Origin of the sequence: Sphingomonas nostoxanthinifaciens (genome assembly GCF_019930585.1) — a bacterium.
Lineage (GTDB): Bacteria > Pseudomonadota > Alphaproteobacteria > Sphingomonadales > Sphingomonadaceae > Sphingomonas_I > Sphingomonas_I nostoxanthinifaciens.
Genome location: NZ_CP082839.1, coordinates 1,470,650 through 1,481,113, shown reverse-complemented (window position 1 = coordinate 1,481,113; position 10,464 = coordinate 1,470,650). Strand labels below are relative to the sequence as shown.

At 66.4% G+C, this 10,464-nt stretch carries 17 protein-coding genes; all 17 read right to left on the bottom strand.

Features of this window, described 5'->3' with window-relative positions:
• Positions 1–134 precede the first annotated feature (134 nt).
• Complete coding sequence (locus K8P63_RS07100; RefSeq protein ID WP_223799116.1) at positions 135–548, bottom strand: hypothetical protein; 414 nt, start codon at positions 546–548, stop codon at positions 135–137.
• A 17-nt stretch (positions 549–565) separates the two neighbouring features.
• Complete coding sequence (locus tag K8P63_RS07095; protein WP_223799115.1) at positions 566–982, bottom strand: hypothetical protein; 417 nt, start codon at positions 980–982, stop codon at positions 566–568.
• A gap of 108 nt (positions 983–1,090) precedes the next feature.
• Positions 1,091–1,531, bottom strand: a complete 441-nt coding sequence (locus K8P63_RS07090; RefSeq protein ID WP_223799114.1) for a hypothetical protein — start codon at positions 1,529–1,531, stop codon at positions 1,091–1,093.
• Positions 1,532–1,625: 94 nt separating this feature from the next.
• Complete coding sequence (locus tag K8P63_RS07085) at positions 1,626–1,847, bottom strand: hypothetical protein (RefSeq protein ID WP_223799113.1); 222 nt, start codon at positions 1,845–1,847, stop codon at positions 1,626–1,628.
• A gap of 19 nt (positions 1,848–1,866) precedes the next feature.
• Positions 1,867–2,268, bottom strand: coding sequence for a tail completion protein gp17 (gene gp17 / locus K8P63_RS07080; protein WP_223799112.1), 402 nt, complete (start codon positions 2,266–2,268; stop codon positions 1,867–1,869).
• Positions 2,265–2,792 (bottom strand): HK97 gp10 family phage protein, encoded by a 528-nt coding sequence (locus tag K8P63_RS07075; RefSeq protein WP_223799111.1) that lies wholly within the window; start codon positions 2,790–2,792, stop codon positions 2,265–2,267. The genes gp17 and K8P63_RS07075 overlap by 4 nt, the downstream gene beginning before the upstream one ends.
• Positions 2,792–3,181 carry a phage head completion protein gene (locus tag K8P63_RS07070; RefSeq protein ID WP_223799110.1) on the bottom strand — a complete coding sequence of 130 codons (390 nt, stop codon included), beginning with the start codon at positions 3,179–3,181 and terminating at the stop codon, positions 2,792–2,794. Before K8P63_RS07070 ends, K8P63_RS07075 begins: the two co-directional genes overlap by 1 nt.
• The gene (locus K8P63_RS07065; protein ID WP_223799109.1) at positions 3,181–3,753 is read right to left on the bottom strand and encodes a head-tail connector protein; all 573 of its coding nucleotides are present in this window, start codon (positions 3,751–3,753) and stop codon (positions 3,181–3,183) included. Before K8P63_RS07065 ends, K8P63_RS07070 begins: the two co-directional genes overlap by 1 nt.
• Positions 3,754–3,755: 2 nt before the next feature.
• Complete coding sequence (locus K8P63_RS07060; protein WP_223799108.1) at positions 3,756–4,019, bottom strand: hypothetical protein; 264 nt, start codon at positions 4,017–4,019, stop codon at positions 3,756–3,758.
• A gap of 12 nt (positions 4,020–4,031) precedes the next feature.
• A complete protein-coding gene (locus tag K8P63_RS07055; protein ID WP_223799107.1) occupies positions 4,032–5,231 on the bottom strand; it encodes a phage major capsid protein in 1,200 nt (399 codons plus the stop codon).
• 29 nt (positions 5,232–5,260) lie between these two features.
• The gene (locus K8P63_RS07050) at positions 5,261–5,917 is read right to left on the bottom strand and encodes an HK97 family phage prohead protease (RefSeq protein WP_223799106.1); all 657 of its coding nucleotides are present in this window, start codon (positions 5,915–5,917) and stop codon (positions 5,261–5,263) included.
• Between the two features lies 1 nt (position 5,918).
• A complete protein-coding gene (locus K8P63_RS07045; protein ID WP_223799105.1) occupies positions 5,919–7,283 on the bottom strand; it encodes a phage portal protein in 1,365 nt (454 codons plus the stop codon).
• Positions 7,280–8,983, bottom strand: a complete 1,704-nt coding sequence (locus K8P63_RS07040; RefSeq protein ID WP_223799104.1) for a terminase TerL endonuclease subunit — start codon at positions 8,981–8,983, stop codon at positions 7,280–7,282. The genes K8P63_RS07045 and K8P63_RS07040 overlap by 4 nt, the downstream gene beginning before the upstream one ends.
• The gene (locus K8P63_RS07035) at positions 8,983–9,537 is read right to left on the bottom strand and encodes a hypothetical protein (protein WP_223799103.1); all 555 of its coding nucleotides are present in this window, start codon (positions 9,535–9,537) and stop codon (positions 8,983–8,985) included. The genes K8P63_RS07040 and K8P63_RS07035 overlap by 1 nt, the downstream gene beginning before the upstream one ends.
• Before the next feature lie 223 nt (positions 9,538–9,760).
• Positions 9,761–10,021, bottom strand: coding sequence for an HNH endonuclease (locus K8P63_RS07030; RefSeq protein ID WP_223799102.1), 261 nt, complete (start codon positions 10,019–10,021; stop codon positions 9,761–9,763).
• Between the two features lie 110 nt (positions 10,022–10,131).
• Positions 10,132–10,281: a hypothetical protein gene (locus K8P63_RS07025; RefSeq protein ID WP_223799101.1), complete on the bottom strand. Its 150-nt coding sequence runs from the start codon at positions 10,279–10,281 to the stop codon at positions 10,132–10,134.
• Entirely contained in the window at positions 10,278–10,421 is a 144-nt protein-coding gene (locus K8P63_RS07020) for a hypothetical protein (RefSeq protein ID WP_223799100.1), read from the bottom strand. Before K8P63_RS07020 ends, K8P63_RS07025 begins: the two co-directional genes overlap by 4 nt.
• Between the last annotated feature and the right edge of the window lie 43 nt (positions 10,422–10,464).

Genomic DNA, 10,464 nt, shown 5'->3' with positions numbered 1-10,464 from the left:
GGATGTGCACATCAGATCGAATTGGTCAGCAGCCACCGCGGGGGTGGCGATCAGTCCCAAACCAAGCACCAGCGCGCGCATACAGCCTCCGTCGATGAGGCTCTTCTACGCGCGCCGGGTGGTGTTCGCCAATATCAGCCGAGGACTGTCATGAGCTGGGCCTGCTCAACCTCGCGCTCCCGTGCGGTCACCGGCGCTCGCCATGGCGGCGGGCAATTCTCGCTCTCCGCGCGACGTCCTTCGGCGAGATATTCGCTCGACAGACGTCGCAGGAGACGCGCCTCCCACGCGGACAGGTCGACACCCGTTGCCCGTTGCCAATCGTTGATCTCGCGCCAGCTCATCGGCGAGGCGCCCATGCCGGCCGCTTCCACCAGCCCGACCTCGATCAGCCGGTTGATGATGTGCGGCGCTGGGTTGACGGGCATCTCTGGCTCGACGCCGTGCCGCTTCATCGCGTCGAGCCGGCTGATGCCGGGGCGATCCTTCTCGCGTTTCGCGCGCCTGGTGCGCTCGTCGGGCTTGGGCGTGGCAGCGAGCCACGCCATCGCCCGAACGTAGACGATCAGTTCCCGGCAGAGCCGGGCATGAAGTTTCCCCAGTCGGCCACGAACTTGGTGACCTGTTTCGGGATGAAGCCGAGCTTCGGATCGCGGTACAGCGCCTCGAACAGTTCTGCGCCGTCGGCCTTGCCAGCCGGCGGATAGGACAGGTTCTCGAACCGCACGGTGATGGCGGCCAGATCCTCGGCCTCCTCGCTCGCGCGCTGTTCCGGCGAGGCGATGCTGATCTTGTTGTCGTTGTCCTGCATGCGCTTCAGCGCGCGCGCGGACTGCCGCGCCTCGACGGCAGAAAACGCTTTGCTGCCGGGGCCGTAGACCACGATCCGCACCGGCTTGTCGCCGTCGTACAGGAACGCGCCATTGGCGCCCTTGATGTGGATCGAGGCGGTGTCAGCGACGGCCTGGGTGGTGATGTCCATGATAGTCCTTTCGCGGGCGATTGGTGCACCCGGCCCGCCCGCAGCCCGCGACAAGCGGGGCGGACCGGGTGCATGATGGCCGGCGTCGCGGGCGCCGGATTTGGAGGGTTAGGCCGGCACCTTGACGATGTCGGTGTTGATCTCGACGGTCGGGTTGGCCATCAGCACCGTATCGGCGCCGTCGGTCGTCTCGGGATATCCGAACACGCGCCCCTGGAAGTAGCGCTTCGCGCCATCCGCATAGGTCACCATGAACGAATAGTTCGCGTTGCTGTCCGCAGCGGTGCGGAGCAGCGTCTGGCCGGCGTCGGTGGAGTCATGGGCGAGCGACGGCGCGAGGGTGCCGTTGTCTTTGCTGCCCTTGAACTTCTGCTTCGCGCCCTTGAGCGGCTGAAACTCGACCTTCGCATAGACCGCGCCGATCGCGCCGATCTTCTCGACCTGGCCGATCTCGGTATAAGTCAGGGCAGCGTAGCCGGTAGCGTCGAAGGTTGCGGGAGCAGCGGCCGAAATGGCAATCGCCGAGCCCGCCGCGGTGGTGGAACCCATGTCGTTTCTCCAATTAAAAGCCCGCCGGGAATGGCGGGCGGGTCATTGCCCGGCGGGCAATCGGGGAACCGAGCGGTCGCGGGCCGCTTCGATATCAGACGGCGTGTTCGTCGGTCGCCGCTTCGCCGGCGGTGGCCGACAGCTCCGTCTGGGTGGGCTCGCGGACGAGGCCGGCATGCTCGTAATTGGCGAAGACGCCCTCGGGCAGCTGCTCGACCTTGCCGGCGGTGAAATGCCGCTCGACATCGGTGTGGTCGAAGTTCGTGTCCTTGAAGCTGGTGACGATGAACGCGGACTTGGTCTTCTTGTCGGCCATTGGTGGTCTCCTCGGGTGTTCAGGCGTCCGCGTCGAAGCTGACCCGGAAGTCCTGGGATTGCTCAAAGCTGTTGGCGGGCCCGGCCAGATCGGGGCCGGTGCCGGCGGTGAGGATTGAGACACGCCTGCCACCGCCGACGTCGCCGATCCGGCCGGCGCACGCGGTGCGGATCAGCTCGATGATCGCCGTCTGATCGCGATAGCTTGCGGCGCGGACGGTGACCGAGACGCGATCCGTGACGCGCACCGAAGCACCTCGCTTGAGCGGCTGACGGTCGACGCTGCTGATGGTGCGGATCACCACGGCTGGGAGCGGCACGCCATCAGGCAGCAGGCCCAACTTGATCCGCTCGATCGGCACAGCTGCCACCATGGCGGCGCTCGCGCGAAGCAACGTGCCGACGATGATCGCGCCGGTCATTCGGTGTCCTCCGGCTCGTCTGGCCCGGTGATGCCCTCGCGGGTGATGCGGGCATTGATGTAAGTCTGTGCCGCGGCGATCGCCTCGGCCTCCTTCGCGTCCAGCGCTGGCCGCAGGAATGGGTTCGGACGCGCGCCGGGGTGGTGGACGGTATTGCCGACGAATTGCCCGTTGATGACGAGCGAACCTTCGGCATGCGAGCGGTTGATCTTGCCGACGCTCATGCCGCGGCGCTGGCTTTCATCGACCGTGATGAAGTGCGGGTCGGTGCCGTACTCGAGCCACGGCGCGATATACGCGCCAGGGCCCTTGACCTGCACCTTAGCGACGACGCGGCCCTCTTCCCGACGAGCGGCGACCTTGATCGCGTCGGTCACCTCGGAAGAAATCGAACGCTGCCGAGCCTCTGCCGCGACGATATTCGCTGCGGCGCGCGCCGCCCCGAGCAGCACCTTGCGCCCAAGCTCAGCTGGCAGCTGCTGAAAGAACCGAGCCACGTCGGCGCGACCCTTGATCGTCGCCATCAGGCGCTGTTGCCGGCGGAGCTGTAATCCTCGACCATGAACTCGAGCCCGACACGCCGGCCGAGCTCAGCAGGCTCCGAAATGATCTGCATGGTGCGAACGACCCGATCGGTGCCGTCGCCCTGTCGCTCGAGCAGGCCAAAGCGCATTGCCGAAGTGATGCCCGGACGAAAGCGGATCCTCACGCGAGCCGGGCGAGTGGCGAGGTTGACGCCGTCGGCGAGCCGTTCGCCCCGGCTGGGCAGCATATCCTGGACCTGAGCCGGGACGCTCAGCACGACGACGGCCCAAGCGCCCGACCCGGCGCCGTCCAGCGCGGGATCTTCGACCGGCCCCTCGATGCGAATGCGACGATCGAGGTCACCGCTGCGGAGCTTAAACCCGGACATCAGGCGAAAACCCGATAGGTCGAGAGCAATGCCTCGACGGTCGTCGACATCGGTACGGCAACGGCGTGCGCGCTGGGCACGGTCGTATCGCGATTTTCGTACAGATCCGCGACCATCATGAGGATCGCCGCGCGGATCGGCTTCGGGATCGCCGTGTAACCGGCGGTGTAGCGGATGCGGATCGCCTCTGCGCGCAGCGAAGCTCCGTCCCATGCCCAGCTGCCGCTGCTGGGGTAGAGATCAGAGCCGGCGAGGTAAAAGTCGGCCAGATCAGCAGTTTGCTCGACATTCATTGCGTCGAGATATTTGACGCCGAGCAGCGCAGTCTGCGGCGGAAATGGCAACCGCACGCTGGATCCGCAGCACAGGAAGGCGCCGAAGCGCGCCTCGAGCGTCTGCTCGCCCAGCGCGCGGCCGAGCCAGCCTTCCGGCCCGTCGATGTGCGCGGTTGCCGCAGCAATCATCCCCTCGACCATCGCCTGCTGGGTGGTGTCGCCGCCGAGATTGAGATGCGCATCCGCATCGGCCCATGCCACCACGGGCTGAGGCGGTTCCACGACGACGACACGCACGATCAGGCGGCCTTGGTCTTTTCGGCCTTGCCCTCGGCCTTGTTCTTGAAGGCCGTCTCGGCCTTGGCGTCGTACTCGCCCAGCACCTTGGTATCGACCAGGTGCTTGACCATGTTGTCGTCGTCGACCTCGCGAGTTTCGCCGGGCTGATACGGATCGTGGGGCCGGTCGCCGATATGGGCTTCCAGCGTCGTGAATTTCGACATGGTGGGTTCTCCAGAAAGAACGGGCGGCCGTCGCCAGCCGCCCGCCAGGGTCATCCGCAAGGGGTCAGCGGATTAGAAGGTGCCCTTGATGAGCGCTGCGGAGCGCTTCACGGCGAGCGCCAGGCGCTCCTCCGCGCGCATCGTCAGCAGGTTCTTCTCGAAGTCGTCCGCATTCTCGGACGAGATGAGCACCTCGACGGTCTCGCGATCGTAGAGGGTCGCGGCCAGCTTGAACGCGCCGGTGAGGAACGCGCCGACCGTCATCGAGACGGTCTGCGCGACCGGCTTGCCCCACAGCACCGGACCCGCGACACCCTGCGGGTTCGCGAAGATGTAGCCGCCGGCCGCATCCTTCGTGATCTCGATGTTGTACCAGTCGATCGGGTTCAGCACGATGCCGTCGGGCGGGAAGTAGGCCAGGATGGCCTGCAGCACCGCCGCGCGCAGCTTGTCGATCTGGTTGGCCGGCGCGGTGGCGCCCGCCGGCAGCGCGTAGGCGGTGGCCTGCGGCATCAGGCCGTACAGGTTCTCGCCGGTGCCGTCGCCGAGCAGGATCTGCGCATCCTCCGCCAGCGCGAGGCCGTAACGCATCTCGGCGTCGACCTCGGCCTGCAGGCGGGGCGCGTCGTCCAGCGCCTGCTTGGTCAGCTTGGCCAGGTGGGCGAGCGTGCGCACGTTCGCGGTCACACGGGACCAGCCGTAGTTGCTGTACGGCTTGGTCGTGCCCTCGGGGACCGGCGCGGCGGCATTGGTCCGCGTGGTCTGCTTGGGATAGTCGACCGAGCCGGTGGCGATCGGCACGACCGTCAGCAGATCGCGCAGGATGATGTCGGGCCGCTTCGGAATGCCGACGATCTCCGTCTCGCGCTGGCTGACGATCATGCCACCGGCGGAGCCCGCCGAGGTGGTGATCGCTTTCAGCTCGATGCGGGTCGAGCCCTGTGCGCCGCGCTCGACGAAGGACTTCAGCTTCTCCGATTCGGCCAGCTGCTGGCCATAACCCTTGATCTCGGGCGCGCCGCCGCCGCCCGGACGGGTGGCCTTCTGCTCCAGATCCGCGATGCGGGTCTTGATCTCGTCGAGCGCCGACTTGGCGGTGTTCATGCCGGTGATCGCCTCGTCGGCGAGCTCCTTGGCCTTCTTCGACAGTTCCTCGCCGCCGGCGAGCTTACCGAGCGCCTGCTCGGCAATGCCCTTCACCTTGTCGAGCTTGCCGTCGAAGTCCTTCTTGATGTCCTCGGCCAGTTCGGTGACCGTCTTGTGTTCGCTCATGGGGAATCCCTTCGGGATGGGGTGGATGGTCAGCCGCGCAGCGTCTTGAGAAACTGCAGGGCGTCGTCGTCCGCCTTCGCCTCGGGCTCCCCCCGAAGGTGCGGCAGGCAGGCCGTGGCGAGCGCCTCGGCCTTGGATCGAGTGAAGCCCAGCTCCCGCAGGGCGTCCTCGAACTCGCGAACGGTCGGCATGCCGCCGGCCGCAATCTGATGCTTGACGCTGTCGACCCGCGCGCGATCGTTCGCGGCGAACGTCACGAGGCTGACCTCCTTGAGGTCGAGCTTCTTCAGCGACAGGATGCCCTGCTTGTCGGCATGCGGCGCGGCCTCGACGACGCGATAGCCGATCGACAGGCCGTCGAGCGCGCCGCCCTTGAGCAGCGCATAGGCCGATGCCGCTTGCGGCACCGTGTCCTTCAGGAGCCGGCCCTTGACGTAGAGGCCCTTGCTGTCCTCGGCGAGGTCGTCCCAGGTGCCGATCGGCTGGGCCGGATCGTGCTGCCACAGCAGCTTGATCGAGCGGCCCTTGCGGCGCGCATCGACGAGGCTGGCGGTGAACGCGCCGGGCTCGACGACCTCGCCGTAGCTGTCGACGTTCCCGAATACCGAGCCGTAGCCCTCGAAGGTGCCGTCGTCGTTCAGCGCCTTGATGTCGAGCAGCGCGCCGCTGTTCTTGGTCAGCAGCATATCAATCCTCCAACCTGGGGCCGCCATTGTGGCCCATCATCGCCGCCTTCACGCGGGCATCGACCAGCGCGTCGATGTCGCCGCCGAAGAGCAAATTCATGAGGCCCGAGCGGACCTGGTCGCTCGCTGCCGCCGGCACATGGCCGAGCTGATCGACCGGGATGAGGTTCGACTGGACCGTGAGCATGTCGGCACCGGGGCTCGGATCGCGCGGCAGGTTTTCCTTCGCGCGCATCTCGTTGCGCTTCATCACGCCGTTCTGGCCGAGCGACGAATAGAGCGCGGCGCGCGCGGCGCTGTCGGCGCGCAGCAGCCCCTCGACGATATGCTCTGCGTAATAGGTCTTCCGGTCGACCGGACGGAGCAGCTGGCGGCGAATTTGCCCCTCGATCCGCGTCAGTTCCGGCCCGAGGCCGAGGGTGAGCCACGACAGGACCAGCTGCTCGATGCCGCTGCCCCACATGGTCTGGCCCTGCGAGGCATGGCCGATGAGGATCGGGAACACCCCGAACCAGCGGCAGATGTCCTCGACCGAGAAACGCCGCGTATCGAGCAGCTGGGCATCCTCCGGGCTCATGCCGAGCGCCGAAAACCTCATGCCCGGCGGGAGCGGCATCACCTTGCCGGTCTGGGTGGAGCCCGCGAATTTCTTGAACAGCTCGACGAGCTGCTCGCGCTGCTCCTGCGTGGTGCGCGCGCCTTGCTGATCCTCGACGAAGCCCGACAGCTGAAGGCCGTTCGCGAACGTCGTACCGGCCACCTCTTCCGCCGCCAGCGCGGTGCCGAGCGTCTGCCGGCCGAAACTGATCGGCGACAGACCCATATCGCCGCCCGCGCCAAAGCCGCGGAGGTGGAAAATCTCGCTCTCGGGCAGATCGTCGTTCGATCGGCCGTTCCACACGCGGTAGCGCCGCTCGTTGTTCGCGTCCCGATAGACGGTCACCGCGTCGGGATAGATCGGCCAGAGCGCGACCACGTTGCCGTCGCCGCGGCGCCCGATGCGGGCATAGGCGTTGCCGCGCAGGTTCAGCGCCGTGATCTGGCCTTCCCAGAACTCCATGGCGTCCTGGTCAGGGTTCGGCGCGTTGGCCAGCACGTCGTAAAGCGGGTGATCTTCAGCCGGCGCGCGCTCCAGCGCGCTGGTCCGACGAAACAACTTCAGCGGAAGAGACCCGATAGTGCGGGCGTTCAACCGGGTGCAGGCCCACGCGGCGGAGAGCGTCAGCGTGGTTTCGGGCGTCACCGGCTTCGCGGCGTATGTTCCGCCATCGCCCCGCAAGATCTTCTTCGGGCCGTCCAGCTTTGCCGGCTGCCCCTCCGCCGTGCCGGTCCGAAGCCAGCCGGTGACGACCTGAAAGATGCTCATGCGTGCATCGCCCCGGCCGCGAGAAAGGCGTCCATATCGACGGCATTCGCCACCGGATTGCGCGACATGAGAATGACGGCATCGAACAGCGCGATCAGCGGGTCGATCTTCGCCTTGCCGGCGATCTGCTTTGTGATCAGCACGGCGTTACCTCGCTGCTCGACCTTCGCGTTGCCGACGCACCAAGCCATGAGGCGCTGGCCGGCGTGGAGAAGGGTCTTGTCCTTGAGCTTGCGCTCGCTGCCGATCACGGCGCTGTTCAGCCGGAAGCCCTGCGCAACCGCCTTCAGGTGATCGGACGTGAATCCTCGCGCGGACAGTTCGTCGATGAGTGCGGCGACGCCTTGGGGGTCGAGCCCGACCGCATATTCATCCGGAAACAGCCCCGCATCGAGCACGCGCTGCAGCACGTCGGCGACGCCGCGGATGTCGTCAGTCGGATCCTCGCATTTCGTCAGGTCGCGGTCGGCAATGAAGCCTTCCAGCGCGCTGACGATGTCCTTGCGGCGTTCCCAGACGTCGGGCTGCGCCCAGGCGTGACACCATGCGAGCCACTGCTTCGTGACCTTGTGCCGGCCGAGCAGGCAGAGGCCGAGAAGATCGTCGAGGCCGCCGCCATCGATGCCACCGACGACCACCTCGCAAATCTCGAGGAAATGCTCGAGCGTGCCGTTCCAAATCTCCGCTGGCGCGGCCGCCGCCGCCCAATAGGTGGCCCCCGCCCATGCATCGTGGAGCAGGCCGACGCCCATCTCGACGTTGAGGTGCTTCGCGAAGAAGACCTGCCGCTCGGACATCTCCGCGCGCATAGCTTCGTCGAATTTCGTCTGCAGCCAGGTCTGGCTGACCGATCGGCCGAGGTTCGGGTTGGTGACGTAAAAGTTGGCCGGGTCGATGTGCTCGTTCGCCGCGATCATCTCGGGCGGAAACTCGTAAAGGACCGGCAGCTTGGTCGGCGCGATCACCTTGCCGTCGCGGATCTGGCGATATTCGGTCAGCTTGGTCTTGAACACGCCCTGCGGCGGCTGGTCCGACTGCGTCGTCAGGTAGATCGTATAGCCCTCGGGGCGTGATGCCTGCCCGCCGGTGGCTTCCTGAAACATCGAATCGGCCGTCGCGACCTTTCCAAACAGCCACAGTTCGTCGACCAGCACGCGGCTGGCCTTCTTGCCCGACACGGTGGCGCTGTCCGCGGCCACCACCTTCAACGTCGCCTTGGTCGAGCGGTTGGTGATGAGCTTGATATGATCCTGGATGTGCAGGAGCGCCGACAGATCCTCGTCGGCTCGGATCATCGCCGCGGCGGGCTTGAACGAGTTGTCGGCGACCTCCTTCGTTGGGGCCAAGATCAGGTTTTCGTCTTCGTGGCGCCATCCCAGCGCCAGCTCCGTGAGCATCAGGCCGGCGGCGATGGTCGACTTGGTGTTCTTCTTCGAGACGAGGAGCAGCGTCTCCTTGATCATCTGCTCGCCCAGCTCGGGATCGTATGCCCCGAACAGCGCGGCGGCATAGTCCAGCAGCCATTGGTCGCACGCCTGACCGATCGTCGGCTGGCCGGTGACGTCCATCAGCCGCAACGAGGTGAACAGCGCCATCTTGGCGTCTGCCACGTCCGGGAACAGCGGATCGAACGGGATGAGCGAGCGGCGGTGCGTGATGCGCTCCCGCCAGTCCGGGCACGCCGTCGTCCAGACGGGCATCAGCTCACAGCTTTGAGCGTCGGCGGACCAATGGGGCGGAAGCGGCTGGCGATCTCATTCGCCTTGTCCTGCTGCTGCGCCTTCTTGCCCTGCGGCGCGGCGGCCTCGTTCAGCGTTTTCAGGGCCAGAGCGAGCGTCTTCATGGTGTTCGCGCGGCCGGCCAAGCCGACAGCGCGCATCATGCCATCCCGGCGGGCGGCGTCGTCATCATCTTCGGTGGCCTGAAGGATCATATCCTCCAGTTCGCCGCGGTGGCTGGTGACGACGTCCAGCTCGTCGAGCATCCGCGCGACCAGTGCGCGCCCGCCATCGGCTATCGCAGCGGCGTCGACCGGCGTTTCCGGGTCGATTGGCGCGGGCGGCGGTGGCTGGCGCTCAGGTTCGCGCCTGTTCGCGGTGCGAACCTTGCGAACCCACTTTTCCACCTTTGCCCGCTTCCGAATAGCCGTGTCGGAAATATCGTGCCGATCGGCTATTTCTCTGATCGAGTCTTCGCCCGAACAGTATTCGATTTCGATGCGCTGCCAGTCGACAGTCGTTTTGCGGGTTGCCATCAAATATCGCTTTCCCGCTCAGGTTCGCACCCCCAACCGTCCACCGGAATTTTTTCTGTGCGTGGGGCGAGGGGCGGTCTACGGCGTCGAGGGTCGCCGGACTTTTGACCCGCCCCTGGGGTCTCAATCGCCGCGCCAATGGGCGACCAAGGGGCGCTGAGCGTCGTTTCGCACACCAGATGGCGCAGGCAGCGCGTGACGCCGTCGGCTTCCCAGCAAGCCGTTATCGGTAAGCCGCAGCCTGCTCCTCGCGCTGCTTCGCGCCGTCGTGGCACGGCTTGCAGAGGCACTGGATGTTGGTGTCATCCCAGAACAGGACGAGGTCGCCGCGGTGCGGCTTGCGATGGTCGGCCACCAGCTTCGAGCTATCGCCCTCGATGCGGCCGCAGCGCTGGCAGGTGAAAGCATCCCGGACCAGCGTCGCCCAACGCAGGCGCCGCCATTCGGCGGTCTTGTAGAGGTGGCGCAGCGGGTTGAACGCCATGCGCTCGCGCTCTTTGCCGGCGCCGTCCACAGGCACTGATGCCAAGCGTGAGGGCACAGAGCCGAGGCGGGACGGCATGGTGCGCAGCCGAGGCGCGCCTCGGCGCATCGTCAGCGCTTCCAGCCGCGCATCTCGCGCACCAGGTCCAGCTTCTCATGGCTGAACCGCTCGGGATCGCTGTTGCTGTATAACAGGCGCGAGAGGCGGCTGATGGCGTCGTCGAGTTGGGCGGGCGTCACCACGACGCGCCGCTGGGTCACTTGCAGGGCGTGCCGTCGGTGGTCGAGCACGGCGCATTGTCCACCACGTTCGCCGGGTTGCGATCAAAGGTGGACGTGGTCTCACAGGCGGCCAGCAGGAGCGCAGCCGACAGGGCAGCGAGACGCAGGGCGTTCGACATCGGATGTTCCTTCGGCTCGTGGAAAGCAGATACGAAAAAGCCC

Coding starts and splice junctions, on each gene's coding strand:
- K8P63_RS07070 (WP_223799110.1), bottom strand. CDS start 3,181: ATGTCCGGGTTTAAGCTCCGCAGCGGTGACCTCGATCGTCGCATTCGC.
- K8P63_RS07045 (WP_223799105.1), bottom strand. CDS start 7,283: ATGAGCATCTTTCAGGTCGTCACCGGCTGGCTTCGGACCGGCACGGCG.
- K8P63_RS07055 (WP_223799107.1), bottom strand. CDS start 5,231: ATGAGCGAACACAAGACGGTCACCGAACTGGCCGAGGACATCAAGAAG.
- K8P63_RS07040 (WP_223799104.1), bottom strand. CDS start 8,983: ATGCCCGTCTGGACGACGGCGTGCCCGGACTGGCGGGAGCGCATCACG.
- K8P63_RS07090 (WP_223799114.1), bottom strand. CDS start 1,531: ATGGGTTCCACCACCGCGGCGGGCTCGGCGATTGCCATTTCGGCCGCT.
- K8P63_RS07020 (WP_223799100.1), bottom strand. CDS start 10,421: ATGTCGAACGCCCTGCGTCTCGCTGCCCTGTCGGCTGCGCTCCTGCTG.
- K8P63_RS07050 (WP_223799106.1), bottom strand. CDS start 5,917: ATGCTGCTGACCAAGAACAGCGGCGCGCTGCTCGACATCAAGGCGCTG.
- K8P63_RS07100 (WP_223799116.1), bottom strand. CDS start 548: ATGGCGTGGCTCGCTGCCACGCCCAAGCCCGACGAGCGCACCAGGCGC.
- K8P63_RS07095 (WP_223799115.1), bottom strand. CDS start 982: ATGGACATCACCACCCAGGCCGTCGCTGACACCGCCTCGATCCACATC.
- K8P63_RS07035 (WP_223799103.1), bottom strand. CDS start 9,537: ATGGCAACCCGCAAAACGACTGTCGACTGGCAGCGCATCGAAATCGAA.
- K8P63_RS07085 (WP_223799113.1), bottom strand. CDS start 1,847: ATGGCCGACAAGAAGACCAAGTCCGCGTTCATCGTCACCAGCTTCAAG.
- K8P63_RS07030 (WP_223799102.1), bottom strand. CDS start 10,021: ATGGCGTTCAACCCGCTGCGCCACCTCTACAAGACCGCCGAATGGCGG.
- gp17 (WP_223799112.1), bottom strand. CDS start 2,268: ATGACCGGCGCGATCATCGTCGGCACGTTGCTTCGCGCGAGCGCCGCC.
- K8P63_RS07075 (WP_223799111.1), bottom strand. CDS start 2,792: ATGGCGACGATCAAGGGTCGCGCCGACGTGGCTCGGTTCTTTCAGCAG.